This is a genomic window from Pseudomonas fuscovaginae SE-1, assembly GCF_000364705.1.
GTDB lineage: Bacteria > Pseudomonadota > Gammaproteobacteria > Pseudomonadales > Pseudomonadaceae > Aquipseudomonas > Aquipseudomonas fuscovaginae_A.
Window position 1 is genome coordinate 1 of the sequence record NZ_AQOH01000139.1, and the last position, 26,082, is coordinate 26,082.

25 protein-coding genes and 2 tRNA genes are annotated in these 26,082 nt (G+C 61.4%); 22 read left to right on the forward strand and 5 right to left on the reverse strand.

From position 1 onward, the window contains the following. The coding region (locus K675_RS0113865) for a lactate permease LctP family transporter (RefSeq protein ID WP_017904110.1) at nucleotides 1-843 on the reverse strand (843 nt) is incomplete at its 3' end. 261 nt (nucleotides 844-1,104) lie between these two features. Here K675_RS0113865 and K675_RS0113870 point away from each other — a divergent pair. Beyond that, nucleotides 1,105-1,872: a GntR family transcriptional regulator gene (locus K675_RS0113870; RefSeq protein WP_017904111.1), complete on the forward strand. Its 768-nt coding sequence runs from the start codon at nucleotides 1,105-1,107 to the stop codon at nucleotides 1,870-1,872. Nucleotides 1,873-2,154: 282 nt separating this feature from the next. On the opposite strand, the gene smpB is transcribed toward K675_RS0113870, so the two are convergent. Beyond that, nucleotides 2,155-2,637 (reverse strand): SsrA-binding protein SmpB, encoded by a 483-nt coding sequence (gene smpB / locus K675_RS0113875; RefSeq protein ID WP_010447282.1) that lies wholly within the window; start codon nucleotides 2,635-2,637, stop codon nucleotides 2,155-2,157. Between the two features lie 127 nt (nucleotides 2,638-2,764). Between smpB and K675_RS0113880 the strand changes: the two genes are divergently transcribed. Both K675_RS0113880 and K675_RS0113885 read left to right on the forward strand, forming a co-directional pair. Continuing rightward, nucleotides 2,765-3,199, forward strand: coding sequence for a type II toxin-antitoxin system RatA family toxin (locus K675_RS0113880; RefSeq protein WP_017904112.1), 435 nt, complete (start codon nucleotides 2,765-2,767; stop codon nucleotides 3,197-3,199). Further along, entirely contained in the window at nucleotides 3,192-3,506 is a 315-nt protein-coding gene (locus K675_RS0113885; RefSeq protein ID WP_017904113.1) for an RnfH family protein, read from the forward strand. Before K675_RS0113880 ends, K675_RS0113885 begins: the two co-directional genes overlap by 8 nt. Nucleotides 3,507-3,616: 110 nt before the next feature. Here the strand turns inward: K675_RS0113885 and K675_RS0113890 are convergent, their stop codons facing one another. After that, nucleotides 3,617-4,147: an outer membrane protein assembly factor BamE gene (locus K675_RS0113890; protein WP_026145176.1), complete on the reverse strand. Its 531-nt coding sequence runs from the start codon at nucleotides 4,145-4,147 to the stop codon at nucleotides 3,617-3,619. A gap of 98 nt (nucleotides 4,148-4,245) precedes the next feature. Between K675_RS0113890 and fur the strand changes: the two genes are divergently transcribed. Continuing rightward, entirely contained in the window at nucleotides 4,246-4,650 is a 405-nt protein-coding gene (gene fur / locus K675_RS0113895) for a ferric iron uptake transcriptional regulator (protein WP_026145177.1), read from the forward strand. 87 nt (nucleotides 4,651-4,737) lie between these two features. Here fur and recN read toward each other — a convergent pair whose 3' ends face one another. Continuing rightward, nucleotides 4,738-6,411 (reverse strand): DNA repair protein RecN, encoded by a 1,674-nt coding sequence (gene recN / locus K675_RS0113900; protein ID WP_017904116.1) that lies wholly within the window; start codon nucleotides 6,409-6,411, stop codon nucleotides 4,738-4,740. A gap of 239 nt (nucleotides 6,412-6,650) precedes the next feature. Between recN and grpE the strand changes: the two genes are divergently transcribed. The 8 genes from grpE (at nucleotide 6,651) to K675_RS0113940 (ending at nucleotide 17,059) form a co-directional block, all read left to right on the forward strand. After that, on the forward strand, nucleotides 6,651-7,217 hold the full coding sequence (grpE, locus tag K675_RS0113905) for a nucleotide exchange factor GrpE (RefSeq protein WP_017904117.1): 567 nt from the start codon (nucleotides 6,651-6,653) through the stop codon (nucleotides 7,215-7,217). A 99-nt stretch (nucleotides 7,218-7,316) separates the two neighbouring features. Beyond that, nucleotides 7,317-9,233, forward strand: coding sequence for a molecular chaperone DnaK (dnaK, locus tag K675_RS0113910; RefSeq protein WP_017904118.1), 1,917 nt, complete (start codon nucleotides 7,317-7,319; stop codon nucleotides 9,231-9,233). 150 nt (nucleotides 9,234-9,383) lie between these two features. After that, nucleotides 9,384-10,508, forward strand: coding sequence for a molecular chaperone DnaJ (gene dnaJ / locus K675_RS0113915; RefSeq protein ID WP_026145178.1), 1,125 nt, complete (start codon nucleotides 9,384-9,386; stop codon nucleotides 10,506-10,508). Nucleotides 10,509-10,518: 10 nt separating this feature from the next. Beyond that, nucleotides 10,519-11,325 carry a 4-hydroxy-tetrahydrodipicolinate reductase gene (gene dapB, locus K675_RS0113920; protein ID WP_026145179.1) on the forward strand — a complete coding sequence of 269 codons (807 nt, stop codon included), beginning with the start codon at nucleotides 10,519-10,521 and terminating at the stop codon, nucleotides 11,323-11,325. 358 nt (nucleotides 11,326-11,683) lie between these two features. Next, nucleotides 11,684-12,820, forward strand: coding sequence for a glutamine-hydrolyzing carbamoyl-phosphate synthase small subunit (gene carA, locus K675_RS0113925; RefSeq protein ID WP_017904121.1), 1,137 nt, complete (start codon nucleotides 11,684-11,686; stop codon nucleotides 12,818-12,820). A gap of 105 nt (nucleotides 12,821-12,925) precedes the next feature. Beyond that, complete coding sequence (carB, locus tag K675_RS0113930) at nucleotides 12,926-16,147, forward strand: carbamoyl-phosphate synthase large subunit (protein WP_017904122.1); 3,222 nt, start codon at nucleotides 12,926-12,928, stop codon at nucleotides 16,145-16,147. Between the two features lie 2 nt (nucleotides 16,148-16,149). After that, entirely contained in the window at nucleotides 16,150-16,626 is a 477-nt protein-coding gene (greA, locus tag K675_RS0113935; protein ID WP_026145180.1) for a transcription elongation factor GreA, read from the forward strand. A 28-nt stretch (nucleotides 16,627-16,654) separates the two neighbouring features. Next, complete coding sequence (locus K675_RS0113940) at nucleotides 16,655-17,059, forward strand: hypothetical protein (protein WP_017904124.1); 405 nt, start codon at nucleotides 16,655-16,657, stop codon at nucleotides 17,057-17,059. Between the two features lie 12 nt (nucleotides 17,060-17,071). Here the strand turns inward: K675_RS0113940 and K675_RS0113945 are convergent, their stop codons facing one another. Continuing rightward, nucleotides 17,072-17,380 (reverse strand): YhbY family RNA-binding protein, encoded by a 309-nt coding sequence (locus tag K675_RS0113945; protein ID WP_017904125.1) that lies wholly within the window; start codon nucleotides 17,378-17,380, stop codon nucleotides 17,072-17,074. A gap of 106 nt (nucleotides 17,381-17,486) precedes the next feature. Between K675_RS0113945 and rlmE the strand changes: the two genes are divergently transcribed. From rlmE to nusA, 10 genes are all read left to right on the forward strand, one after another. Next, the gene (gene rlmE, locus K675_RS0113950) at nucleotides 17,487-18,119 is read left to right on the forward strand and encodes a 23S rRNA (uridine(2552)-2'-O)-methyltransferase RlmE (RefSeq protein WP_017904126.1); all 633 of its coding nucleotides are present in this window, start codon (nucleotides 17,487-17,489) and stop codon (nucleotides 18,117-18,119) included. A 199-nt stretch (nucleotides 18,120-18,318) separates the two neighbouring features. Continuing rightward, nucleotides 18,319-20,229 carry an ATP-dependent zinc metalloprotease FtsH gene (gene ftsH / locus K675_RS0113955; RefSeq protein ID WP_017904127.1) on the forward strand — a complete coding sequence of 637 codons (1,911 nt, stop codon included), beginning with the start codon at nucleotides 18,319-18,321 and terminating at the stop codon, nucleotides 20,227-20,229. An 8-nt stretch (nucleotides 20,230-20,237) separates the two neighbouring features. Further along, nucleotides 20,238-21,089 carry a dihydropteroate synthase gene (gene folP, locus K675_RS0113960; protein WP_026145182.1) on the forward strand — a complete coding sequence of 284 codons (852 nt, stop codon included), beginning with the start codon at nucleotides 20,238-20,240 and terminating at the stop codon, nucleotides 21,087-21,089. A gap of 16 nt (nucleotides 21,090-21,105) precedes the next feature. Next, nucleotides 21,106-22,443, forward strand: coding sequence for a phosphoglucosamine mutase (glmM, locus tag K675_RS0113965; protein WP_017904129.1), 1,338 nt, complete (start codon nucleotides 21,106-21,108; stop codon nucleotides 22,441-22,443). Between the two features lie 66 nt (nucleotides 22,444-22,509). Then, the gene (gene tpiA / locus K675_RS0113970) at nucleotides 22,510-23,265 is read left to right on the forward strand and encodes a triose-phosphate isomerase (protein WP_026145183.1); all 756 of its coding nucleotides are present in this window, start codon (nucleotides 22,510-22,512) and stop codon (nucleotides 23,263-23,265) included. A gap of 3 nt (nucleotides 23,266-23,268) precedes the next feature. After that, the gene (gene secG / locus K675_RS32320) at nucleotides 23,269-23,652 is read left to right on the forward strand and encodes a preprotein translocase subunit SecG (RefSeq protein ID WP_080635352.1); all 384 of its coding nucleotides are present in this window, start codon (nucleotides 23,269-23,271) and stop codon (nucleotides 23,650-23,652) included. A gap of 29 nt (nucleotides 23,653-23,681) precedes the next feature. Beyond that, nucleotides 23,682-23,767, forward strand: a tRNA-Leu gene (locus K675_RS0113975). Between the two features lie 96 nt (nucleotides 23,768-23,863). After that, a tRNA-Met gene (locus K675_RS0113980) sits at nucleotides 23,864-23,940 on the forward strand. A 141-nt stretch (nucleotides 23,941-24,081) separates the two neighbouring features. After that, nucleotides 24,082-24,540, forward strand: coding sequence for a ribosome maturation factor RimP (gene rimP, locus K675_RS0113985; protein WP_037006501.1), 459 nt, complete (start codon nucleotides 24,082-24,084; stop codon nucleotides 24,538-24,540). 47 nt (nucleotides 24,541-24,587) lie between these two features. Beyond that, nucleotides 24,588-26,069, forward strand: a complete 1,482-nt coding sequence (gene nusA, locus K675_RS0113990) for a transcription termination factor NusA (protein ID WP_017904133.1) — start codon at nucleotides 24,588-24,590, stop codon at nucleotides 26,067-26,069. Nucleotides 26,070-26,082 lie beyond the last annotated feature (13 nt).

The window sequence follows — 26,082 nt, forward strand, 5'->3', positions numbered from 1 at the left end:
ACCGGCGATCTGCGCGCCGGCGGTACGGCGCGGTTGCCAGACTTTCAGGAACAGGGTCAGGCTGATCAGGCTGGCCAGGGCCGAGGTGATGTCCGGCAGTTCCGGGCCGATGAAGTTCGAGGTGAAGTACTGGGTGATGGCGAAGCTCAGGCCGGCGACCAGCGCGGCTGGCCAGGTCTCACGCACGCCGCGCAGGCCGTCCATCATGAACACCAGCCAGAACGGCACGAACAGCGACAGCAGCGGCAGTTGGCGGCCGGTCATGGCGCCGATCTTGAACGCATCGATACCGGTGACCTGGCCGGCGACGATGATCGGGATGCCCAGGGCGCCGAAGGCCACTGGCGCGGTGTTGGCGATCAGGCACAGGCCGGCGGCGTACAGCGGGTTGAAGCCCAGGCCGACCAGCAGCGCGGCGGTGATGGCTACCGGGGCGCCGAAACCGGCCGCGCCTTCGAGGAACGCGCCGAAGCAGAAGCCGATCAGCAGCACCTGCAGGCGTTGGTCGTCGGTGATCGACAGCACCGAGCTGCGGATGATTTCGAACTGACCGCTCTTGACCGTCAGTTTGTAGAGGAGCACCGCCGCGACGATGATCCAGGCAATCGGCCAGAGGCCATAGGCGAAACCGTAGCCGGCCGCGGCCAGGGCCATGTCGACCGGCATCTTGAAGGCGAAGATCGCCACCAGGATCGCCAGGGCCAGGGTGATGCTGCCCGCCACGTGCCCCTTGAGACGGAACACCGCCAGGGCGAGGAAGAAGAACACGATGGGAATGACGGCCGCGAGAGCGGACAGGCCGAGGCTGCCGAGCGGACTGTAGAGCTGTTGCCAGGTTTGCATATGGGGTGGCCCCTAATTGTTGTTGGTAGGCGCAGATAAACCGATTTGGATAATTGGTAATACCAATTTACAATCGTTGTGCGCTAGGTTAAAAGCCTTGCGGGGCATGTGTCAATTTGCCGCCCTGAAACTTTCGTCGCACAGAGGTCGGAAAAAGGAACTGATCGGGTGATTCAGACGCTCTCTGGTGGGTGCTGGCGCGGCGCCAATAGGCCAGAATAGGCAGCCCCGGCAAGGGTTCGGGAGCGTGAGGAGTGAGTGATGGGGTTTGATCAGATTCGTCAGCGCCGTTTGTCTGACGATATTGTCGAGCGACTCGAGGGGATGATTCTCGAGGGTACGCTCAAGCCCGGTGAGCGCCTGCCGGCCGAGCGTGCGCTGGCCGAGCAGTTCGGCGTGTCGCGGCCGTCGTTGCGCGAGGCGATCCAGAAGCTGGTGGCCAAGGGGCTGCTGGCGAGTCGGCAGGGTGGTGGCAACTATGTGGTGGAGACGCTGGGTTCGACGTTCAGCGATCCGTTGCTGCACCTGTTGGAAAACAATCCCGAGGCCCAGCGCGACCTGCTCGAATTCCGCCATACGCTGGAGGCGTCCTGCGCCTACTACGCGGCACTGCGCGCCACCGAAGTGGACCGTGATCGGCTGCGGGTGGCGTTCGAGCGACTGCAGAGTTGTTATGCACGGGCGGATGAGGTGAGCCGCGCGGAGGAGGGCGAGGCCGATGCGAACTTCCACCTGGCGATTGCCGAGGCCAGTCATAACGCGGTGTTGCTGCACACCATCCGTGGGTTGTTCGATCTGCTCAAGCGCAATGTGGTGACCAACATCGGTGGGATGTACAAGCAGCGCACGGAGACTCGCGACATGCTGATCAGTCAGCACCGGGAGTTGTACCTGGCGATCATCGAAGGCAGGGCCGAGCAGGCGCGTGAGGTGTCGAGCCGGCATATCCTGTATGTGCAGGAAGTGCTGGAAGAGGTGCGCCAGGAAGTGCAGCGGGTGGCGCGGGCGGAGCGGCGCAAGGGGATTTGAGCGGGCGGTTGCGTTTGTTCAGGCGGGGAGGTGGTTGCCTTTGGATTGCAATCGCCAGCAAGCGGAGCGCCGCCCGGCCGCCTCCCACAGTGGCCGCGCCTGGCCCTTACCGTGTGGGAGCAGGGCTCACCGAAGCGTCGGATCGCCGTGAATAAGTCCTCAAGTCTTGCCCCGGACTAGAGTCTCCCACAGTGGCCGAGTCGCACTCGGAATTGCTGTACGGCACGGACCTGCAGGAGCCGGGCAAACCAGGCTCCTGCATACAGGGGCGGTGTGCGGGGCTTAGTCTTCCTTGCCCTTGTTGCGCACCGCACGCTGCAGCTCCCGACCGGCGTCGCGCTCGCGTTCGGTATCGCGCTTGTCGTATTCCTTCTTGCCCTTGCCCAGGGCAATTTCGCACTTGACCAGATGCTTGCTCCAGTACAGCGACAGGCACACGCAGGTGTAGCCCTTCTGCTGTACGCCAGCGAAGATCTTCTCCAGCTCGCGCTGATTGAGCAGCAGCTTACGCGTGCGCGTCGGGTCGGCAATGACGTGGGTACTGGCGGTGGTCAGCGGTGTGAAGTGGCTGCCGAACAGCCAGGCTTCGCCATCCTTGAGCAGCACGTAACTGTCGACCAGTTGTGCCTTGCCCGCCCGCAAGCTCTTTACTTCCCAACCGGCCAGGACCAGGCCAGCCTCGAACCGTTGTTCGACGAAGTAATCGTGGCGCGCCTTTTTGTTTTGCGCGATGGTCCCTGTAGGGTGTTTCTTCTGTTTAGCCATAGGGGCGGCATTATAGGGGGTTGCGCGTCCGTCGGCTACGGTGAAGCTGCGTGCTTGAGCGCGTAGGATGAATCCCGGACAATGCGCCCTCTTTTGTATGCTGCCCAGCCGTGGAATTGACGCTGACATGACGACCCATATTCAACGTTCGGCCCTGCTGCCCTATCCGGCACAGGCGCTTTATGACCTGGTGAACGACGTCGCGCGTTATCCGGAATTCCTGCCGTGGTGCTCGGCCTCTCAGGTGCTGGAAAGCTCGGATGTGCACATGCGCGCCACGCTGTCGGTGGCCAAGGGCGGATTGAGTCAGCAGTTCGTGACCCGCAATACTTTGGTGCCGGGCCAGTCGATCGAGATGAATCTTGAGGAAGGGCCGTTCACTCAACTGCACGGCGTCTGGGTATTCAAGGCGCTGGGCGAGAAGGCCTGCAAGATCAGTCTCGACCTGACTTTCGATTATGCCGGGCCGATTGTGCGGGCGACTCTCGGGCCGTTGTTCAACCAGGCGGCCAATACGCTGGTGGATGCATTCTGTCAGCGGGCGAAGCAGATCAATGGCTGAGTCGCGGGTCGCCATCGAGGTGGTGTACGCCGAGGTTGGGCGTCAGTGCCTGCTGGAGGTTTCGGTGCCGGTGGGGACTACCTTGCGGGCGGCAGTTGGCTTGTCGGGGATGGCCGAGCAGTTTCCCGGGGTGGATCTGTCGGGTTGCCCGTTGGGGATTTTCGGCAAGGTGGTGAATGACCCCGAGGTCAGGACCGTGGTCGAGGGGGATCGTATCGAGATCTATCGACCGCTGCTGGCGGATCCGAAAGAGGTGAGGCGGTTGCGCGCGGAGAAGGCGGCCAAGGCTCGAGCGCAGAACTTGTAGGCGGATCGATCGTTCCCACGCTCCTGCGTGGGAACGATCAAAACCTTATTCAGGACGGGACATCAATAAATAAAAAGCCCGGACAGGCCGGGCTTTTTTGCGTCGCGATATTACTGCGGCGAGGTATCCAGCGGCTCCGGAGTCGGAACCGGCACGGTTTTCACGCCATCGACGTCTTTCTGGATCTGGTCGAGCAGCGAACCTGGCTTGGCTGGCTTCTCTTTCTTCTTCGGGGTTTCGACGTTCTGCGCCGGAGTTTCGACCGTCGTGCCGCTGTCCTTGCCGAGAATGGCTTCGTCACGGCTCACGCCGGGCATGAAGTCACCCGCCAGGTTCACCAGCTTGTCGTCATCACTGAAAATCAGGCTGACGCGTTCCTGTTGGCGCTCGCCGCCACCGGGCTGCAGGCTGTACAGATAATCCCAGCGATTGGCGTGGAAGGTGTCGGTCAACAAGGGGTTGCCCATGATAAACCGTACTTGCCGCCGGGTCATTCCGGGGCGCAACTGGTCTATCATGTCCTGCGTGACGACATTGCCCTGTTGGATGTCGATTTTGTAAACCCCGGGGAATGAACAACCGGCGAGTGCGAGCAGTCCCACTAAGGTGAAACTGGTTAGCAAGAGCTTGGTGTTTTGCATCGGTGGGCGACTTCCACTATCTTGGCTGGGACAACGTAAACCCCGATCATACCCGTATTAAGAGAAGCTGCGAAGCAGCATCGGCGAGAAAGCTGACCATGGTTGAAAATAGCGAACTACGCAAAGCTGGCTTAAAAGTGACTCTGCCACGGGTCAAGATTCTACAGATGCTCGATTCCACCGAGCAGCGTCACATGAGTGCCGAGGATGTTTACAAGGCGCTGATGGAAGCTGGTGAGGATGTCGGCCTGGCGACGGTCTACCGGGTGCTGACCCAGTTCGAAGCGGCCGGGTTGGTGGTCCGTCACAACTTCGATGGCGGCCATGCGGTGTTCGAGCTGGCGGACGGCGGCCACCACGACCACATGGTCAACGTGGATTCCGGCGAAGTCATCGAATTCATCAACCCGGAAATCGAGAAGCTCCAGCACGCCATTGCCGAGCAGCATGGCTACGAGCTGGTGGATCACAACCTGGTGCTGTACGTACGCAAGAAGAAGTAATTCTGTCGTACGGATTCAGGTCCGTGAAACGAACGAAGGCGACCCCAGGGTCGCCTTCGTGTTTTTTGTTACCTGAAATGTTGTGGCTCAGCTTTTGGCTGTGACCACCATCTTTTTCGCGTGGGCGATGGATTCCTTGGTGAGATCGATGCCACCGAGCATGCGCGCGACTTCTTCGACCCGTTCGGTCTTGCCCAGCTTGGATACGGCTGTGCGTGTGGCATCGCTGCCGCGCACCTTGTGCACGAACAGATGATGGTGGCCCTGGGCGGCCACTTGCGGCAGGTGGGTGACAGTCAGTACCTGGCCGCGGTCGCCGAGACGGCGCAGCAACTGGCCGACGATCTCCGCGGTCGGCCCGCCGATGCCCACGTCCACTTCGTCGAATACCAGGGTCGGGATGCGTGAGGTCTGCGCGGTGATCACCTGTATCGCCAGGCTGATACGCGACAGTTCACCACCCGAGGCGACCTTGGCCAGGGCCTTGAGTGGTTGGCCGGGGTTGGCGCTGACCAGCAGTTCGACCTGTTCCAGGCCATAGGGCAGTGGTTCGTCGCTGGTATTGGCGTGCAGCTCGATGCTGAAGCGCCCGCCCGGCATGCCCAGGCGCTGTATTTCCTGCTCGACCGCACTGGCCAGGCCGGTGGCGGCCTCGCGGCGCAGTTGGCTGAGTTCGCCGGCGCGCTCCTGGTAATGTCGGGCGTAGGCGGCCAGTTCTTCGCCAAGGCGTTCGATGGCCTCGTCGTTGGCGTTCATGGTTTCGATTTCGTCCAGCAGCTTCTGCTGCAGGGTCGCCACTTCGGTCGGCTGGATGCGGTGCTTGCGTGCCAGGGTATAGATGGCGTCCAGGCGTTCCTCAAGATACTGCAGGCGACCCGGGTCGGCGTCGAAGTGGTCGACGAAGCGGTTCAACTCGCCGACGGCTTCCTCCACCTGGATCTGCGCGCTGGCCAGCAGGTTGGCGGCTTCGCCTAGGGCGCCGGAGCCGTTGCTGACGCTGGTCAGGCGGTTCAGGCAGGTGGTGAGGGCGTGCAGTACATTGCCCGAATCGCTTTCGCTGCATTGCTCGACCACTTGCCGGCAGACGCCCAGCAGGGTCTCGGCGTTGGTCAGGTTCTTGTGTTCCTGCTCCAGCTCGTCCAGTTCGTTTTCGCCGAGGGCGAGGTTTTCCAGTTCCTCCAGTTGGTAGCTGAGCAACTGGTGGCGCGCGCGTTGCTCGTCGCCGGAATTGGACAGGCGCTCCAGTTCCTGGCGGGTCTGGCGCCAGCGCTGGGCGGCGAGCTGCACCTGGCGGGCGAGGTCGGTCGCGCCGGCATACTCGTCGAGCAGGCGGCGATGGGTGTCGGTCTTGAGCAGGGACTGGTGTTCGTGCTGGCTGTGGATGTCGATCAGCAGTTCGCCCAGCGCCTTGAGATCGCCGAGAGGGCAGGTCGAGCCGTTGATATAGCCGCGTGAACGCCCTTCGGCGGTGATGACTCGGCGCAATATGCAAGGCCCGTCGTTGTCCAGGTCGCGCTCGGCGAGCCACTGGCGGGCCTCCGGGATGTCCTGCAGGTCGAAGGTGGCGAGGATATCGGCCTTGTCCGCGCCGGGGCGCACCACGCCGCTGTCGGCCCGGTCGCCCAGGGTCAGGCCGAGGGCGTCGAGCATGATCGACTTGCCCGCACCGGTTTCGCCGGTGATGACGCTCATCCCGCGATCCAGTTCCAGGTCGAGGTGTTCGACGATTGCGTAGTTGTGTACGGACAGGTGCACCAGCATGAAGGCCGCTCCCAGGTTCAGGTCTGGTTATTTATACAGTGTTTTGATTTTGCCTGACAATGCCTGTCTTTAGTCCGATTCGCTTGAATCAACGGGTTTTTTAGTGCGATCGGCGATGCAGGACCTCCATCGATCGGGTGAAGAGCGTGTTTTGGGCACTTGAACCTGGAAAATGCGGCCCCATATATGGGGGCAGAAGCGCGGGCCAAGCCTGCGGACGATATTGAAAGGAGGTTTTTATGGCTGACGAACAGAATCTGGATGCGCAAAATCAGGAAGCCAACCAGGCTGCCGAGGCTTCGAGCGATGACCTGGCAACCCGCGTGCAGGTGCTCGAGGAGCAACTGGCCGCTGCCCAGGACCAGGGGCTGCGCGTGGCCGCCGACCTGCAGAACGTTCGCCGCCGTGCCGAGCAGGACGTCGAGAAGGCGCACAAGTTCGCCCTGGAAAAATTCGCCGGCGACCTGCTGCCGATTCTCGACAGCCTGGAGCGCGGCCTTGAGCTGTCCAATCCCGATGACGAAAGCATTCGCCCGATGCGCGAAGGTATCGAGCTGACCCTGAAGATGTTCCAGGACACCTTCAAGCGTCACCAGCTGGAAGCCATCGATCCCCATGGCGAACCCTTCAACGCTTCGCTGCACCAGGCGATGGCCATGCAGGAAAGCGCCGACGTCGAGCCGAACAGCGTCTTGAAGGTGTTCCAGAAGGGCTATCAGCTCAACGGTCGCCTGCTGCGCCCGGCCATGGTGGTGGTGAGCAAGGCGGTTGCACCGGTTTCGCCGACGATCGACGAGCAGGCTTGAAATCGGTCATAGCGACCCCATTTATAAGTCAAGCGTTTAAGTGCTACCGCAGTTGGCAATAACCGCTGCGGCAAAAAATCCAAGTTTCGGGAGAGTGAAATGGGCAAAATCATCGGTATCGACCTGGGGACTACCAACTCCTGCGTCTCCATTCTGGAAAACGGCAACGTCAAGGTGATCGAGAACGCCGAAGGCGCTCGCACCACGCCGTCGATCATTGCATACGCCAACGATGGCGAAACCCTGGTTGGCCAGTCGGCCAAGCGCCAGGCCGTGACCAACCCGCACAACACCCTGTACGCGGTGAAGCGTCTGATCGGTCGCAAGTTCGACGAAGAAGTCGTACAGAAAGACATCAAGATGGTTCCGTACAAGATCGCCAAGGCCGACAACGGCGATGCCTGGGTTGAAGTGAACGGCCAGAAGATGGCTCCGCCACAGATTTCGGCTGAAATCCTGAAGAAAATGAAGAAGACCGCCGAAGACTACCTCGGCGAGGCCGTGACCGAAGCGGTGATCACCGTTCCGGCCTACTTCAACGACAGCCAGCGTCAGGCCACCAAGGACGCCGGGCGTATCGCCGGTCTGGATGTCAAGCGCATCATCAACGAACCGACCGCCGCTGCGCTGGCCTACGGCATGGACAAGGCCAAGGGCGACCACACCGTCATCGTCTATGACCTGGGTGGTGGTACCTTCGACGTTTCCGTGATCGAAATCGCCGAAGTCGATGGCGAGCACCAGTTCGAAGTACTGGCAACCAACGGCGACACCTTCCTCGGTGGTGAAGACTTCGACATCCGTCTGATCGACTACCTCGTCGACGAATTCAAGAAAGAAAGCGGCATGAACCTCAAGGGCGACCCGCTGGCGATGCAGCGCCTGAAAGAAGCTGCCGAGAAGGCCAAGATCGAGCTGTCGTCCTCGCAGTCGACCGACGTCAACCTGCCGTACATCACGGCTGATGCAAGCGGTCCGAAGCACCTGAACGTGAAGATCTCCCGCGCCAAGCTGGAAGCGCTGGTGGAAGACCTGGTTCAGCGTACCATCGAGCCTTGCCGTATCGCCCTGAAAGACGCCGGTATCGACGTCGGTTCGATCAACGACGTGATCCTGGTCGGCGGTCAGACCCGTATGCCGCTGGTGCAGAAGGCCGTGACCGACTTCTTCGGCAAGGAGCCACGCAAGGACGTGAACCCGGACGAGGCCGTTGCCATGGGTGCCGCGATCCAGGGCGCCGTACTGGCCGGTGATGTGAAGGACGTTCTGCTGCTGGACGTCAGCCCGCTGACCCTGGGTATCGAAACCATGGGTGGCGTGATGACCGCGCTGATCGAGAAGAACACCACCATTCCGACCAAGAAGTCGCAAGTGTTCTCGACTGCCGACGACAACCAGAGCGCCGTGACCATCCACGTGCTGCAGGGCGAGCGCAAGCAAGCCGCGCAGAACAAGTCGCTGGGCAAGTTTGACCTGTCCGAGATCCCGCCAGCACCCCGTGGCGTGCCTCAGATCGAAGTGACCTTCGACATCGACGCCAACGGTATCCTGCACGTCGGCGCGAAGGACAAGGCCACCGGTAAGGAACAGAAGATCACCATCAAGGCCAACTCGGGTCTGTCGGATGAAGAAATCCAGCAAATGGTTCGCGATGCCGAGCTGAACGCCGAGGAAGACCGCAAGTTCGAAGAGCTGGCCGCCGCTCGCAACCAGGGCGACGCACTGGTGCACTCGACTCGCAAGATGGTCGCCGACGCTGGTGACAAGGTGAGCGCCGAAGAGAAGACCGCGATCGAAGCCGCCGTGGTCGCCCTGGAAGCCGCCGTGAAGGGCGACGACAAGGCTGCCATCGACGCCAAGGTCGAGGAGCTGTCCAAGGTCTCCGCGCCTGTGGCGCAGAAGATGTACGCCGAGCAGGGTGCCAAGCCTGAAGCCGGTGCGCAGCCTGCCCAGGAAGAGGCGCACAAGGACGACGTCGTCGATGCCGAGTTCGAAGAAGTCAAAGACCACAAGTAATACTGCTTGTTGGTCGGCCGGTTGACTGCGTTTGCGCGGTGACTGGTAGGATGTCGCCGCGCGGGAGCTTGCTCCCGCGTTGGCGTGTCTGGAGTACGCAAATTTTTACAGCATGCGACAGCGCTCGGGTGCTGGCCTCAGGGGCAATTTATGGCAAAGCGTGACTATTACGAGGTATTGGGGGTCGAGCGTGGCTCCAGCGAGACGGAGCTGAAAAAGGCTTATCGTCGTCTTGCGATGAAATATCACCCGGACCGCAACCCGGATGACAAGGCTGCGGAAGAGAAATTCAAGGAGGCCAACGAGGCCTACGAGGTTCTGTCCGATTCCAGCAAGCGGGCCGCCTACGACCAGTACGGTCATGCCGGCGTCGACCCGAGCATGGGCGGCGGCGGTGCCGGCTTCGGCGGGCAGAACTTCTCCGATATCTTCGGCGATGTATTCAGCGATTTCTTCGGTGGCGGCCGCGGCGGTTCCCGTGGCGGTGCCCAGCGCGGCAGCGACCTGCGCTATACCTTGGAGCTGAACCTGGAAGAAGCGGTGCGCGGCACCACCGTGAATATCCGCGTGCCGACGCTGGTCAACTGCAAGCCGTGCGACGGTTCCGGCGCGAAGAAGGGTTCTTCGCCGGTGACCTGTCCGACCTGTGGCGGTATCGGCCAGGTGCGCATGCAGCAGGGCTTCTTCTCGGTGCAGCAGACCTGCCCGCGCTGCCATGGCCAGGGCAAGATCATTTCCGATCCGTGCGAGTCCTGCCACGGACAGGGGCGTGTCGAAGAGTACAAGACCCTGTCGGTCAAGGTGCCGTCGGGCGTCGATACCGGCGACCGTATCCGTCTGTCCGGCGAGGGCGAGGCGGGCACCCAGGGTGGTCCGACCGGCGACCTGTATGTCGTGATCAATGTGCGTGAGCACGACATCTTCCAGCGTGATGGCAAGCACCTGTACTGCGAAGTGCCGATCAGCTTCGTCGATGCCGCCCTGGGTGGCGAGCTGGAAGTGCCGACCCTGGACGGTCGGGTCAAGCTGAAGATTCCGGAAGGCACCCAGACCGGCAAGCAGTTCCGTTTGCGCGGCAAGGGCGTGGCGCCGGTGCGTGGCGGTGGTGCGGGCGACCTGATGTGCCGCGTGGCCGTCGAGACGCCGGTGAACCTGAGTCGTCGTCAGCGTGAGCTGCTGGAAGAGTTCCGTGCCTCGCTGGATGTCGACAGTTCCCATTCGCCCAAGGCCAGTGGCTGGTTCGAAGGTATGAAGCGCTTCTTCGGCGACCTGTAAGGAGCGTTTTATGCGACGTATAGCTGTGATGGGCGCCGCTGGGCGCATGGGCCGGATCCTGGTCGAGGCGGTGCAGCAGCAGGTGCCGGTCGCCGGTCTGACGGCGGCCGTGGTGCGTCCGGGCAGTTCGTTGGTCGGCGCCGACGCCGGTGAGCTGGCGTCTCTGGGGCGTATCGGCGTGCCGTTGTCCGATGCGCTGGAGAAGGTGGCCGAAGAGTTCGACGTGCTGATCGACTTCACCCTGCCGGAAGTGATGCTCAAGAACCTGGCATTCTGCCGCAAGGCCGGCAAGGCCATGGTGATCGGCACCACCGGCCTGACGCCCGAGCAGAAGCAGTTGCTGGTGGAGGCGGGCAAGGATATTCCGATTGTCTTCGCCGCCAACTTCAGCGTGGGCGTCAACCTGTCGCTGAAGCTGCTCGAGCTGACGGCTCGGGTGCTGGGTGAGGATGCGGATATCGAGATCATCGAGACGCATCACCGGCACAAGGTCGACTCGCCTTCGGGGACGGCCATGCGCATGGGCGAGGTGATCGCCGATACGCTGGAACGTGACCTGCAGAAAGTCGCGGTCTATGGGCGTGAGGGGCACGTCGGCGCGCGGGCGCGTGACACCATTGGCTTTGCTACCGTGCGCGGTGGTGACGTGGTGGGCGATCACACCGTCTTGTTCGCGACCGAGGGTGAGCGCCTGGAGATCACCCACAAGGCCTCGAGCCGCATGACCTTCGCCAAGGGTGCCGTACGTGCGGCGCTGTGGCTGGATGGCAAGGCGGCCGGCCTGTACGACATGCAGGATGTGCTCGACCTGCATTGATCTGAATGGCGCGTCCCGCTCTATGGCGCGCCTTTTCCTTGTAGGAGCAGGGCTTGCCCGCGAAGCTTCTGGCGATCTCAAGATCGCTTTCGCGTGCAAGCCTCGCTCCTGCAGCGGGGTACATGCGAGGCGTGTACGCCCTCAAGACCGCTTGGCGACGTCCTGTCGCATTTCCTGGCCTTCAAGGCTCATTAGCGGTGGATTAAAAAAGCATTTTTCTGTAAGCTACAGCTTTAGTGTGTCCACTAAAAGCGCGCAGAATAATTCAGTGAAAGAAGCGGGGTGACGTGTCCATACGTCACTCCGCTTTTTTACAACCTGCGATCGCCCTTTCAGGCTTTATTTACGGGAGGTCTTCTTGACTAAGCCAGCCATACTTGCCCTTGCTGATGGCAGCATTTTTCGCGGCGAAGCCATTGGAGCCGACGGCCAGACCGTTGGTGAGGTGGTGTTCAACACCGCAATGACCGGCTATCAGGAAATCCTTACCGATCCTTCCTACGCCCAACAGATCGTTACCCTGACCTATCCGCACATCGGCAACACCGGCACCACGCCGGAGGATGCCGAGTCCAACCGCGTGTGGTCGGCCGGCCTGGTCATCCGCGACTTGCCGCTGGTGGCGAGCAACTGGCGTAACACGATGTCCCTGTCGGACTACCTGAAGGCCAACAACGTGGTGGCCATCGCCGGTATCGACACCCGTCGCCTGACCCGCATCCTGCGTGAGAAGGGCTCGCAGAACGGCTGCATCCTGGCCGGCGACAACATCACCGAGGAAGCGGCCATCGCCGCGGCGCGCGGCTTCCCAGGCCTGAAAGGCATGGACCTGGCGAAAGTCGTCAGCACCCAGGAAGCCTACGAGTGGCGTTCGACGGTCTGGGAATTGAAGACCGACAGCCACGCGACCATCGACGCCGCCGACCTGCCTTACCACGTCGTGGCTTACGACTACGGCATCAAGTCGAACATCCTGCGCATGCTGGTCGAGCGCGGCTGTCGCGTCACCGTGCTGCCGGCCCAGGCGCCTGCCAGCGAAGCCCTGGCCCTCAAGCCGGACGGCGTGTTCCTGTCCAACGGCCCTGGCGATCCGGAGCCTTGCGACTACGCGATCCAGGCGATCAAGGAAATCCTGGAGACCGAGATTCCGGTGTTCGGTATCTGCCTGGGTCACCAACTGCTGGCCCTGGCCTCCGGTGCCAAGACCATCAAGATGGGTCACGGCCACCATGGTGCCAACCACCCGGTGCAGGACCTGGATTCCGGTGTCGTCATGATCACCAGCCAGAACCACGGTTTCGCCGTGGATGAAGCGACCCTGCCAGGCAATGTCCGGGCGATCCACAAGTCGCTGTTCGACGGCTCGCTGCAAGGCATCGAGCGTACCGACAAGAGCGCGTTCAGCTTCCAGGGCCACCCTGAAGCCAGCCCGGGCCCGAACGATGTGGCGCCGCTGTTCGATCGCTTCATCAATGAGATGGCCAAGCGCCGTTGATTGCCTGGATGCCTTGGGCGGCCCCGCGTGGCGGCGGCCCCCTTGGCAGTTTCAAGGACGTTTCAACGACTTGCCGACTGACCCGCGGATTTGAGTGACAAACCCATGCCAAAACGTACAGACATTAAAAGCATCCTGATTCTCGGTGCCGGCCCGATCGTCATCGGCCAGGCCTGTGAATTCGACTACTCCGGCGCCCAGGCCTGCAAGGCCCTGCGCGAGGAGGGCTACCGCGTCATCCTGGTGAACTCCAACCCGGCGACCATCATGACCGACCCGGCCATGGCGGATGCGACCTACATCGAGCCGATCAAGTGGCGCACCGTGGCCAAGATCATCGAGAAGGAGCGTCCGGACGCGCTGCTGCCGACCATGGGTGGCCAGACCGCGCTGAACTGCGCCCTGGACCTGGAGCGCGAAGGCGTGCTGGAGAAATTCGGTGTCGAGATGATCGGTGCCAACGCCGACACCATCGACAAGGCCGAAGACCGTTCGCGTTTCGACAAGGCCATGAAGTCCATCGGCCTGGAATGCCCGCGTTCCGGTATCGCCCACAGCATGGAAGAGGCCAACGCGGTCCTCGAGAAGCTCGGCTTCCCATGCATCATCCGTCCGTCCTTCACCATGGGCGGCACCGGTGGCGGTATCGCCTACAACCGTGAAGAGTTCGAAGAGATCTGTGCCCGTGGTCTGGACCTGTCGCCGACCAAGGAACTGCTGATCGACGAATCGCTGATCGGCTGGAAAGAATACGAAATGGAAGTTGTCCGCGACAAAAAGGACAACTGCATCATCGTCTGCTCCATCGAGAACTTCGACCCGATGGGCGTGCACACCGGTGACTCGATCACCGTCGCTCCGGCGCAGACCCTGACCGACAAGGAATACCAGATCCTGCGTAACGCCTCCCTGGCGGTGCTGCGTGAGATCGGCGTGGAAACCGGTGGTTCCAACGTGCAGTTCGGTATCTGCCCGAACACCGGCCGCATGGTCGTCATCGAGATGAACCCGCGGGTATCGCGTTCCTCGGCGCTGGCGTCGAAAGCCACCGGCTTCCCGATCGCCAAGGTCGCGGCCAAGCTGGCCGTGGGCTACACCCTGGACGAGCTGTCGAACGACATCACCGGCGGCAAGACCCCGGCGTCCTTCGAACCGTCCATCGACTACGTCGTCACCAAGCTGCCACGCTTCGCCTTCGAGAAATTCGGTCAGGCCGATGCGCGCCTGACCACCCAGATGAAGTCGGTGGGTGAAGTGATGGCCATCGGCCGGACCTTCCAGGAGTCCCTGCAGAAAGCTCTGCGCGGCCTGGAAGTGGGCGTTTGCGGCCTGGACGAGAAAGTCGACCTGAGCAATCCGGAAAGCATGAGCGTGCTCAAGCGCGAACTGACCGTGCCGGGCGCCGAGCGTATCTGGTACGTGGCGGATGCCTTCCGTGCCGGCCTGAGCGTCGAAGAAATCTTCGGCATGAACATGATCGACCCCTGGTTCCTGGTGCAGATCGAGGACCTGGTCAAGGAAGAAGAGCGCGTCAAGACCCTGGGTCTGGCCGCCATCGACCGCGACCTGATGTTCCGCCTCAAGCGCAAGGGCTTCTCCGACCAGCGTCTGGCCAAGCTGCTGGGCGTGACCGAGAAGAACCTGCGCACCCACCGCCAGAAGCTGGAAGTGTTCCCGGTCTACAAGCGCGTCGACACCTGCGCGGCCGAGTTCGCCACCGATACCGCCTACCTGTACTCCACCTACGAGGAAGAGTGCGAGGCCAACCCGTCGACCCGCGACAAGATCATCATCCTGGGTGGCGGCCCGAACCGTATCGGCCAGGGCATCGAGTTCGACTACTGCTGCGTGCACGCGGCACTGGCGCTGCGCGATGACGGCTACGAGACCATCATGGTCAACTGCAACCCGGAAACCGTTTCCACCGACTACGACACCTCCGATCGCCTGTACTTCGAGCCGGTGACCCTGGAAGACGTACTGGAAATCGTCCGCGTCGAGAAGCCGAAGGGCGTGATCGTCCAGTACGGCGGCCAGACTCCGCTGAAACTGGCGCGTGCCCTGGAAGCGGCCGGCGTACCGATCATCGGTACCAGCCCTGACGCCATCGACCGTGCCGAAGACCGTGAGCGCTTCCAGCAGATGGTCGAGCGCCTGAACCTGCGCCAGCCGCCGAACGCCACCGTGCGCAGCGAAGACGAAGCCGTGCGTGCGGCAAGCAAGATCGGTTATCCACTGGTGGTGCGTCCGTCCTACGTGCTGGGCGGCCGGGCGATGGAAATCGTCTACAAGGAAGAAGAGCTCAAGCGCTACCTGCGCGAAGCGGTCCAGGTGTCGAACGACAGTCCGGTCCTGCTCGACCACTTCCTCAACTGCGCCATCGAGATGGATGTGGACGCGGTCAGCGACGGCACCGACGTGGTGATCGGCGCGATCATGCAGCACATCGAGCAGGCCGGCGTTCACTCCGGTGACTCCGCGTGCTCGCTGCCGCCGTATTCGCTGCCGGCGCACATTCAGGACGAGATGCGCGAGCAGGTCAAGAAAATGGCCCTGGAGCTGGGCGTGGTCGGCCTGATGAACGTGCAACTGGCGCTGCAGGGTGAAGACATCTACGTCATCGAAGTGAACCCGCGTGCCTCGCGTACCGTGCCGTTCGTGTCCAAGTGCATCGGTGTCTCCCTGGCGATGATCGCGGCACGTGTGATGGCCGGCAAGACTCTGAAGGAGCTGGGCTTCACCAAGGAAATCATCCCGAACTTCTACAGTGTGAAAGAGGCGGTGTTCCCATTCGCCAAGTTCCCTGGCGTCGACCCGATCCTCGGCCCGGAGATGAAGTCCACCGGTGAAGTGATGGGCGTCGGCGATACCTTCGGCGAAGCGTTCGCCAAGGCGCAGATGGGCGCCAGCGAAGTGCTGCCGACCGGCGGTACCGCGTTCATCAGCGTGCGTGACGACGACAAGCCGCTGGTTGCAGGGGTGGCCCGTGATCTGATCAACTTGGGCTTCGAAGTGGTTGCCACTGCCGGTACCGCCAAGGTGATCGAGGCGGCAGGCCTGAAAGTGCGCCGGGTCAACAAGGTGACCGAAGGCCGTCCGCACGTCGTGGACATGATCAAGAATGACGAAGTCACCCTGATCATCAACACGACCGAAGGTCGCCAGTCGATTGCCGACTCGTACTCCATTCGTCGTAACGCGCTGCAGCACAAGATCTACTGCACAACCACCATTGCTGCTGGCGAAGCCATCTGCGAAGCGCTCAAGTTCGGTCCCGAGAAGACCGTGCGTCGCTTGCAGGATCTACACGCAGGATTGAAGGCATGAGCATAACCAAGTACCCCATGACCGTTCAGGGTGCCAAGGCCCTGGAAGATGAGCACGCTCACCTGACCAAGGTCGTCCGTCCGAAGCTGAGCCAGGACATCGGTACGGCCCGCGAGCTGGGCGACCTGAAGGAAAACGCCGAATACCATGCTGCACGCGAGCAGCAGGGTATGGTCGAGGCGCGGATTCGCGATATCGAAGGTCGCCTGCAGAACGCGGTGATCATCGATGTCACGACCATTCCGCACACTGGTAAGGTGATTTTCGGCACGACGGTGGAAATCGCCAACGTCGAGACCGACGAGACCGTGACCTATCACATCGTGGGTGAGGATGAGGCTGACATCAAACAGGGCAAGATCTCGGTGGTTTCCCCCATCGCCCGTGCCCTGATCGCCAAGGACGAAGGCGATGTCGTGACCGTCAAGACGCCGGGTGGCGTGATCGAGTACGAGATTGTCGCAGTCCGTCACATCTGAACGCAGGCGCCCGCTGCGCGCGGGCGCCATGCTCTGGCAACTGGCCCAGATGCTCTGGGTCGGCGGCTTGTGGTTATTGCACGTGGGGCTGTTGCCGGTCCTCGCGCAGATTGGCCTGGCGCCGTTGCTGATCGAAGAGGTCGGTGCGCAGCTGGGTTCTCTATTGGTGGGATTTGCAGTGGTCTGCGTGACCGTGCAGGTCCTGGTGCTGGTTCGGACCGAAGGTCGCTCGAGCCTGTGGCGCGATACCCGTGGGCAACTGCTGCTGATGGCCTGGTATGCGTGCGCGATGTATTTCGCGATGCGCTACTGGCAGCCGCAAGCCTTGCGCTTGCAACTGTTCAGCTATCTGGTGCTTGGCCTGTCCGGCCTGGTGCTGGTGTTGCTGCCCGTTCCGGGCGAGGATGGCAGGGCACGCCAGGCGTACCCTTGACCCTGGCGGCTGTCACTTGTAGCGGTGCACGTTCGACAGTTGCTTGTTGACGTCGAAGTTGCGGCGATAGATCAGTGCCATCTTGCCGATGACCTGTACCAGGTCCGCCTTGCCGACCTTGCACAGTTCCGCGATGTGCGCCAGGCGCTGCTCGCGATCGAGGATGTTGAGCTTGACCTTGATCAGCTCGTGGTCGTTCAGCGCGCGCTCGAGTTCGGCTAGCACACCTTCAGTCAAACCGTTGTCAGCCACAGTCAATACTGGTTTCAGATGGTGGCCAATGGATTTGTACTGTTTCTTCTGCTCCTGAGTGAGCGGCATAATCTGACCCCTGCGTCTGATCTGGTAAAAAAATGGCGGCTAGTTTACCCGAGCGAGTCCGGGACCGCCCAGTTAATCGCGATTCGACAATTTTTCGAGGTGGCCCGTGGCCCGTTCCAAGACCAGCCATAACTGGCTGAAAGAGCATTTCAACGACCCATTCGTCAAAATGGCGCAAAAGGACGGCTACCGTTCCCGCGCCAGCTACAAGCTGCTGGAGATCCAGGAAAAGGACCGGCTGATCCGTCCGGGCATGAGCGTGATCGACCTCGGCGCGGCGCCGGGTGGCTGGTCGCAGGTGACCAGTCGTCTGATTGGTGGCCAGGGTCGGCTGATCGCCTCCGATATCCTCGACATGGACGCGATTCCCGACGTGACCTTCATCAAGGGCGACTTCACCGAGGACGCCGTGTTGGCGCAAATCCTCGAGGCGGTTGGAAATTCCGAGGTTGACCTTGTGATTTCCGATATGGCCCCCAATATGAGTGGTACGCCCGCTGTGGATATGCCGCGCTCGATGTTTCTTTGCGAGCTGGCTCTGGACCTGGCGGGGCGTGTGTTGCGGCCTGGTGGTGATTTTCTGATCAAGATATTCCAGGGCGAAGGCTTCGACGAGTACCACAAGAACGTGCGCAAGATGTTCGAGAAGGTGCAGATGCGTAAGCCGAGCTCATCCCGCGATCGTTCCCGCGAGCAGTACCTGCTGGGGCGTGGCTTCCGCGGACGCGATACCGAGTAATAGGTTTTTTGGGCTGGGCAATAGGAAATTCGCATTTCGCCTCGTGAACATAAGCGAATATTGTGTAGTCAATGTTTCACAAAGGGTTACAGACGGCTCCTGCGCAGCTGTAGGTAATGTAGTAAGTTATGCCGGTGAATTTCATGCGAAGCGCGCGCCACAAGCGGAGCTGGCTTCAGAGGGCACTTAATTGAACGATATGGCAAAGAATCTGATCCTGTGGTTGATCATCGCGGCTGTCCTGGTGACGGTGATGAACAACTTCTCCAGCCCTAACGAGCCACAGACCCTCAACTATTCCGACTTCATCCAGCAGGTCAAGGACGGCAAGGTCGAGCGCGTTGCCGTGGACGGCTATGTGATCACCGGCAAGCGCAACGATGGCGACAGCTTCAAGACCATTCGTCCGGCGATCCAGGACAATGGCCTGATCGGCGACCTGGTCGACAACCACGTCGTGATCGAAGGCAAGCAGCCGGAGCAGCAGAGCATCTGGACCCAGTTGCTGGTGGCCAGCTTCCCGATCCTGGTGATCATCGCGGTGTTCATGTTCTTCATGCGCCAGATGCAGGGCGGTGCGGGCGGCAAGGGCGGGCCGATGAGCTTCGGCAAGAGCAAGGCGCGCCTGCTGTCCGAAGACCAGGTGAAAACCACCCTGGCCGACGTCGCCGGTTGTGACGAGGCCAAGGAAGAGGTTGGCGAGCTGGTCGAGTTTCTGCGTGATCCGGGCAAGTTCCAGCGTCTGGGCGGGCGTATTCCGCGCGGCGTGCTGATGGTCGGTCCACCCGGTACCGGTAAGACCTTGCTGGCCAAGGCCATCGCCGGCGAGGCGAAAGTGCCGTTCTTCACCATTTCCGGTTCCGACTTCGTCGAAATGTTCGTCGGTGTCGGTGCCAGCCGTGTTCGCGACATGTTCGAACAGGCGAAGAAACACGCACCCTGCATCATCTTCATCGACGAGATCGACGCCGTCGGTCGCCATCGTGGTGCCGGCATGGGTGGCGGTCACGACGAGCGCGAGCAGACCCTCAACCAGTTGCTGGTGGAGATGGACGGTTTCGAGATGAATGACGGTATCATCGTCATCGCCGCGACCAACCGTCCCGACGTGCTCGACCCGGCGCTGTTGCGTCCCGGTCGTTTCGACCGCCAGGTGGTGGTCGGCCTGCCGGATATCCGCGGCCGCGAGCAGATTCTCAAGGTGCATATCCGCAAGGTGCCGGTCGGTGACGACGTCGCGCCTGCCGTGATTGCCCGTGGTACCCCGGGTTTCTCCGGTGCCGACCTGGCCAACCTGGTCAACGAGGCCTCGCTGTTCGCCGCTCGCGCCAGCAAGCGCATCGTCGAAATGAAAGAGTTCGAGCTGGCCAAGGACAAGATCATGATGGGCGCCGAGCGCAAGACCATGGTCATGTCGGAGAAGGAAAAGCAGAACACCGCCTATCACGAAGCCGGTCACGCGATCGTCGGTCGGCTGGTGCCCGAGCATGATCCGGTCTACAAGGTTTCGATCATCCCGCGCGGTCGTGCGCTGGGCGTGACCATGTTCCTGCCGGAGGAGGACCGCTACAGCCTGTCCAAGCGCGCGCTGATCAGCCAGATCTGTTCGCTGTACGGCGGCCGTATCGCCGAGGAAATGACTCTGGGCTTCGATGGTGTCACCACCGGTGCTTCCAACGACATCATGCGTGCCAGTCAGATTGCCCGGAACATGGTCACCAAGTGGGGCCTGTCCGAGAAACTCGGTCCGCTGATGTACGCCGAAGAGGATCAGGAAGTGTTCCTGGGCCGTGGCGGTGGCGGTCAGAACGCCAGCTTCTCCGGCGAGACGGCCAAGCTGATCGACTCCGAGGTGCGCAGCATCATTGACCAGTGCTACGGCACGGCCAAGCAGATTCTCACCGACAACCGCGACAAGCTCGACGCCATGGCCGATGCGCTGATGAAGTACGAGACCATCGATGCCGACCAGATCGACGACATCATGGCCGGTCGTACGCCGCGTGAGCCGCGTGACTGGGGTGGGTCGGGCTCTTCGGGCACCACGCCGTCGGTCGCGAAGAACGAGCGTCCTGAAGCTCCGATTGGCGGCCCGGCAGCCGATCACTAAGGTTTGAAATGACTTCTGTTCAGTCCTCGACCCGGTTGCCTTGCGGCAACCGGGTTCTTGATTTGGCCCGGACGCATGTCATGGGCATTCTCAACGTTACCCCTGATTCCTTTTCCGATGGCGGGCGTTTCAGTCAGTTGGATGCGGCGTTGCGGCATGCCGAGGGCATGGTGCGGGCCGGTGCGACCCTGATCGACGTCGGTGGCGAATCGACCCGGCCGGGTGCACGGGTCGTCTCGCCCCTGGAAGAGCTTGAGCGGGTGGCGCCGATCGTCGAGCGCATCCATCGCGAGCTGGATGTGATCATTTCGGTCGACACCTCGACACCGGCGGTGATGCGCGAAACGGCGCGTCTCGGCGCCGGCCTGATCAACGACGTGCGCTCGCTGCGGCGCGACGGCGCGCTGGATGCGGCAGCGGCTACCGGCTTGCCGGTGTGCCTGATGCACATGCTCGGCGAGCCCGGCGACATGCAGGATAATCCGCGGTATGAAAACGTCACGCGAGACGTACAGGCGTTTCTCGTCGAGCGCATGCGCGAGTGCGAGGCCGCGGGGATTCCCGCCGAGCGGATTGTCCTGGATCCCGGCTTCGGCTTTGCGAAAACCCTGCAGCACAACCTGAGCCTGTTCAAGCACATGGAGCAGTTGCATGCGCTTGGACGGCCACTGTTGGTGGGTGTCTCGCGAAAGAGCATGATAGGCCTGACACTGGGGCGACCCGTGGGCGAACGTCTGTATGGCAGCCTGGCCCTGGCGGCGCTGGCAATGAGCAAGGGCGCGCGGATTTTGCGGGTGCACGATGTGGCCGAGACGGCCGACATCGTCAAGATGCTCGCTGCGGTAGAAGCTGCCGAATAAGAACGATGGAGCACGTATGAAGAAAAAATATTTCGGCACCGACGGTATTCGGGGCCGCGTCGGGCAGTACCCGATCACCCCCGATTTCATGCTCAAGCTGGGCTGGGCCGCCGGCATGGCGTTCCGCAAGCAGGGCGCCTGCCGCGTTCTGGTCGGCAAGGACACGCGCATCTCCGGCTACATGTTCGAATCCGCCCTGGAGGCCGGCCTGTCCGCGGCTGGGGCTGACGTGATGCTGCTGGGGCCGATGCCGACCCCGGCCATCGCCTACCTGACCCGCACGTTCCACGCCGAGGCGGGGATCGTCATCAGTGCTTCGCACAACCCGCACGACGACAACGGCATCAAGTTCTTCTCCGGCGAAGGCACCAAGCTGCCGGATGAAGTGGAGCTGATGATCGAGGAGTTGCTCGATGCGCCGATGACCGTGGTCGAGTCGGGCAAGCTCGGCAAGGTCTCGCGGATCAACGACGCGGCCGGCCGCTACATCGAGTTCTGCAAGGGCAGCGTGCCGACCGGCACCAAGCTGTCCGATCTGAAAATCGTGCTCGATTGCGCCCACGGCGCGACCTACAAGGTGGCGCCGAGCGTCTTTCGCGAGTTGGGCGCGCAGGTTACCGCGCTGTCGGTGCAGCCCAACGGGTTGAACATCAACGATAATTGCGGCTCGACCCACATCAAGCCGCTGCAGGCGGCGGTGCTGGCCGAGCAGGCCGACCTCGGCATCGCCTTCGACGGTGATGGCGACCGCGTACTGATGGTTGATCACACCGGCACGGTGGTCGATGGTGACGAACTGGTGTTCATCATTGCCCGTGACCTGGCCGAGCGCGGCAAGCTCAATGGCGGGGTGGTCGGGACGCTGATGAGCAATCTCGGGATGGAGCTGGCGCTCAAGGAGCTGGATATTCCGTTCGTGCGCGCCAATGTCGGTGACCGCTATGTGATTGCCGAGCTGCTCGAGCGCAACTGGCTGGTCGGTGGCGAGAATTCGGGGCATATCCTGTGCCTGAATCACAACACCACCGGTGATGCGATCATCGCGGCGCTGCAGGTGTTGCTGGCCTTGCGGCGTCGTGGCGAGACCCTGGCCGAGGCGCGCCAGGCTGTGCGCAAGTGCCCTCAGGTGCTGGTCAACGTGCGTTTCGGCGGTGGTGTCGACCCGGTCAAGCACCCGCAGGTGGTGGCCGAATGCGAGCGGGTCACCCAGGCCATGAACGGTCGCGGGCGTGTGCTGTTGCGCAAGTCGGGGACCGAGCCGTTGGTGCGTGTGATGGTCGAAGGCGAGGACGAAAAGTCCGTCCGCGGGCATGCCGAAGGGCTGGCAAAACTGGTTGCTGAAGTTTGTGCCTGAAATTGGCTTGCCAGTGATGATCTGGTTGGGTAATATCTGCGCCCACTTTAACCCGCGAGGTAGAGCATGCGTCGCCCCCTGGTAGCTGGTAACTGGAAAATGCACGGTACCCGCGCCAGCGTCGCTGAGCTGATCAAGGGGCTGCGGAATCTGGCCCTGCCGAGCGGTGTTGATGTTGCGGTATTCCCGCCTTGCTTGCATATCACCCAAGTGGTCGATGGTTTGAAGGGCAAGTCGATCTCGGTCGGCGCGCAGAACTCTGCTGTGGAATCCATGCAAGGCGCCTTGACAGGTGAGATTGCACCGAGCCAGTTGGTCGATGCAGGTTGCTCCCTGGTGCTGGTTGGGCACTCGGAACGTCGCCAGATAATGGGCGAGACGGATCGGACGCTCAATCGCAAGTTTGCGGCAGCGCAGGCTTGCGGGCTGATTCCGGTGCTGTGTGTTGGGGAGACCCAGGCGCAGCGTGAAGCCGGCAAGACGCTGGAAGTGGTTTCGCGTCAGTTGGGCAGCATCATCGAAGAGTTGGGTGTCGGTGCTTTTGCCAAGGCTGTGATCGCTTACGAGCCGGTCTGGGCCATTGGCACGGGGCTGACAGCTTCGCCGCAACAGGCGCAGGATGTGCATGCAGCCATTCGCGCACAGTTGGCGGCAGAGAATTCCGAAGTCGCTCAAGGTGTGCGGCTTCTGTACGGCGGCAGCGTGAAGGCGGCCAATGCGGTCGAACTGTTCGGCATGCCGGATATCGATGGGGGGCTCATTGGTGGAGCTTCCCTGAATGCAGATGAATTCGGTGCGATTTGTCGCGCTGCGGGAAACTGAGAAATGCTGGAAACGATCGTAGTCGTTCTTCATCTGTTGGCTGCACTGGGGGTTGTTGCTCTCGTACTGCTGCAACAGGGTAAAGGTGCGGAAGCTGGTGCATCTTTCGGCGCAGGTGCTTCAAATACTGTGTTCGGAAGCCAAGGTTCCTCTACCTTTCTTAGTAAGTTTACTGCTATACTTGCCGCAGGTTTCTTCATAACCAGCCTAGGGTTAGGTTACTTTGCTAAAGAGAAAGCTCACCAGCTGACTCAAGCAGGTCTGCCAAGCCCGGCAGTGTTGGAAGCGCCAAAGCAAAAGCCGGCATCTGATGATGTACCGGTGCTCCAGGAGCAAAAATCGGCCGCTCCGGCTGGTGATGTGCCTCAAGCTCCAGAGCAGAAGTAAAACGGGTTTCATGCTGTAAACGTTGTATTGCCGAGGTGGTGGAATTGGTAGACACGCAACCTTGAGGTGGTTGTGCCCATAGGGTGTAGGGGTTCGAGTCCCCTTCTCGGTACCAATTATCAGGAGAGCCCGCTGTTGCGGGCTTTCTTGTAGGTGGAAGGTTACATTGACCCCAAAAGGGATCAGTCGTATACTTTTGCCCCAGCTTTGTCGCGGGGTGGAGCAGCCTGGTAGCTCGTCGGGCTCATAACCCGAAGGTCGTCGGTTCAAATCCGGCCCCCGCAACCAGTTTTAGCGGAGCCCCTTTTCAGGGGCTTTTTGTTAGCTGGACACAATCGATGCCGCATTTCGACGGCATTTCAGGGATGGGCGATTCGCCCATTTTTTGTTTTCTTAAATCGCATGCACACCATGCACGAGGGGGTTCAGGTGTCGAGCAAGCTAGAACAGTTGCAGGCCTTGCTGGCCCCGGTGGTCGTGGCCCTGGGCTATGAATGCTGGGGTATCGAGTTTTCCGCTCAAGGCCGCCATTCCGTGTTGCGCGTTTATATCGATAAAGAGGGTGGTGTCCTGGTGGATGACTGCGCCATCGTCAGTCGCCAGATCAGTGGCGTACTGGATGTCGAAGATCCGATTTCCACTGAATATACCCTTGAAGTTTCTTCTCCTGGCATGGAACGCCCGCTGTTCACCCTTGAACAGTTTGCCTCGCATGCCGGCGAACAAGTGAAAATAAGGCTGCGCTCGCCTTTCGAGGGACGACGCAACTTTCAGGGCCTTCTGCGTGGAGTGGAAGAGCAGGATGTCGTGGTGCGGGTGGATGACCACGAGTTCCTGTTGCCGATCGATTTGATCGACAAGGCCAACATTATTCCCAGTTTTGACTGAGACGCGGATCCCGCGGATCCAATGGCTTGCGAAAGGCGAGGCGTACGATGAGCAAAGAAGTATTGCTGGTTGTTGAGTCGGTATCCAATGAAAAGGGTGTACCGGCGGGCGTGATTTTTGAGGCGCTGGAGATTGCTCTGGCGACTGCTACCAAGAAACGCTTTGAAGACGAAGTTGACCTGCGTGTGGAAATCAACCGCCATACCGGTTCCTATGAGACTTTCCGTCGTTGGACCGTGGTCGAGGAAGCCGATCTTGACGATCCGGCGATCGAGACCTGGCCAAGCAAGGTCGCCCTGACCCATCCGGGCGCCAAGGTTGGCGACGTCGTCGAGGAGAAGATCGAATCCATCGAGTTCGGTCGCATCGCCGCCCAGACCGCCAAGCAGGTCATCGTGCAGAAGGTTCGCGAAGCCGAGCGCGCGCAGGTGGTCGATGCCTACCGCGAGCGCCTGGGCGAGATCATCTCCGGTACCGTGAAGAAGGTCACCCGCGACAACGTCATCGTTGACCTGGGCAACAACGCCGAAGCGCTGCTGGCGCGTGAAGACATCATTTCCCGTGAGACTTTCCGCGTGGGTGTACGGGTTCGTGCACTGCTCAAGGAAATCCGCACCGAGAACCGCGGTCCCCAGCTGATCCTGTCGCGCACCGCGCCGGAAATGCTGATCGAGCTGTTCCGGATCGAAGTGCCCGAGATCGCCGAAGGGCTGATCGAAGTGATGGCGGCGTCCCGTGACCCGGGTTCGCGCGCCAAGATCGCTGTCCGCTCCAAGGACAAGCGTATCGACCCGCAGGGCGCGTGCATCGGCATGCGTGGTTCACGCGTCCAGGCCGTCTCCGGCGAGCTGGGTGGCGAGCGTGTGGATATCGTGCTGTGGGACGACAACCCGGCCCAGTTCGTCATCAACGCCATGTCGCCGGCTGAAGTCGCGGCGATCATCGTTGACGAGGACGCCCATGCGATGGACATCGCGGTGGGTGCCGACAACCTGGCCCAGGCCATCGGCCGTGGCGGTCAGAACGTACGTCTGGCCAGCCAGCTGACCGGCTGGACCCTGAACGTGATGACCGAGTCGGACATCCAGGCTAAGCAACAGGCAGAAACCGGTGACATTCTGCGCAACTTCATCGACGAGCTGGAGGTCGACGAAGAACTGGCACAGGTGCTGGTCGATGAAGGTTTCACCAGCCTGGAAGAAATTGCCTACGTACCGTTGGAAGAGATGCTCAACATCGATGGCTTCGACGAGGAAATCGTCAACGAGCTTCGCGCTCGTGCCAAGGACCGCCTGTTGACCAAAGCCATCGCTACCGAGGAAAAACTGGCAGACGCCCATCCGGCCGAAGACCTGCTCTCGCTCGAGGGCATGGACAAGGATTTGGCGATGGAACTGGCGGTGCGCGGCGTCATTACCCGCGAAGACCTGGCCGAGCAGTCGATTGACGACCTGCTCGACATCGACGGCATCGACGATGATCGTGCCGGCAAGTTGATCATGGCCGCCCGAGCCCACTGGTTCGAGTAATTAGGCGCGGCCT

Coding starts and splice junctions, on each gene's coding strand:
- K675_RS0113870 (WP_017904111.1), top strand. CDS start 1,105: ATGGGGTTTGATCAGATTCGTCAGCGCCGTTTGTCTGACGATATTGTC.
- smpB (WP_010447282.1), bottom strand. CDS start 2,637: ATGGCTAAACAGAAGAAACACCCTACAGGGACCATCGCGCAAAACAAA.
- K675_RS0113880 (WP_017904112.1), top strand. CDS start 2,765: ATGACGACCCATATTCAACGTTCGGCCCTGCTGCCCTATCCGGCACAG.
- K675_RS0113885 (WP_017904113.1), top strand. CDS start 3,192: ATGGCTGAGTCGCGGGTCGCCATCGAGGTGGTGTACGCCGAGGTTGGG.
- K675_RS0113890 (WP_026145176.1), bottom strand. CDS start 4,147: ATGCAAAACACCAAGCTCTTGCTAACCAGTTTCACCTTAGTGGGACTG.
- fur (WP_026145177.1), top strand. CDS start 4,246: ATGGTTGAAAATAGCGAACTACGCAAAGCTGGCTTAAAAGTGACTCTG.
- recN (WP_017904116.1), bottom strand. CDS start 6,411: ATGCTGGTGCACCTGTCCGTACACAACTACGCAATCGTCGAACACCTC.
- grpE (WP_017904117.1), top strand. CDS start 6,651: ATGGCTGACGAACAGAATCTGGATGCGCAAAATCAGGAAGCCAACCAG.
- dnaK (WP_017904118.1), top strand. CDS start 7,317: ATGGGCAAAATCATCGGTATCGACCTGGGGACTACCAACTCCTGCGTC.
- dnaJ (WP_026145178.1), top strand. CDS start 9,384: ATGGCAAAGCGTGACTATTACGAGGTATTGGGGGTCGAGCGTGGCTCC.
- dapB (WP_026145179.1), top strand. CDS start 10,519: ATGCGACGTATAGCTGTGATGGGCGCCGCTGGGCGCATGGGCCGGATC.
- carB (WP_017904122.1), top strand. CDS start 12,926: ATGCCAAAACGTACAGACATTAAAAGCATCCTGATTCTCGGTGCCGGC.
- K675_RS0113940 (WP_017904124.1), top strand. CDS start 16,655: ATGCTCTGGCAACTGGCCCAGATGCTCTGGGTCGGCGGCTTGTGGTTA.
- K675_RS0113945 (WP_017904125.1), bottom strand. CDS start 17,380: ATGCCGCTCACTCAGGAGCAGAAGAAACAGTACAAATCCATTGGCCAC.
- ftsH (WP_017904127.1), top strand. CDS start 18,319: ATGGCAAAGAATCTGATCCTGTGGTTGATCATCGCGGCTGTCCTGGTG.
- folP (WP_026145182.1), top strand. CDS start 20,238: ATGACTTCTGTTCAGTCCTCGACCCGGTTGCCTTGCGGCAACCGGGTT.
- glmM (WP_017904129.1), top strand. CDS start 21,106: ATGAAGAAAAAATATTTCGGCACCGACGGTATTCGGGGCCGCGTCGGG.
- tpiA (WP_026145183.1), top strand. CDS start 22,510: ATGCGTCGCCCCCTGGTAGCTGGTAACTGGAAAATGCACGGTACCCGC.
- secG (WP_080635352.1), top strand. CDS start 23,269: ATGCTGGAAACGATCGTAGTCGTTCTTCATCTGTTGGCTGCACTGGGG.
- nusA (WP_017904133.1), top strand. CDS start 24,588: ATGAGCAAAGAAGTATTGCTGGTTGTTGAGTCGGTATCCAATGAAAAG.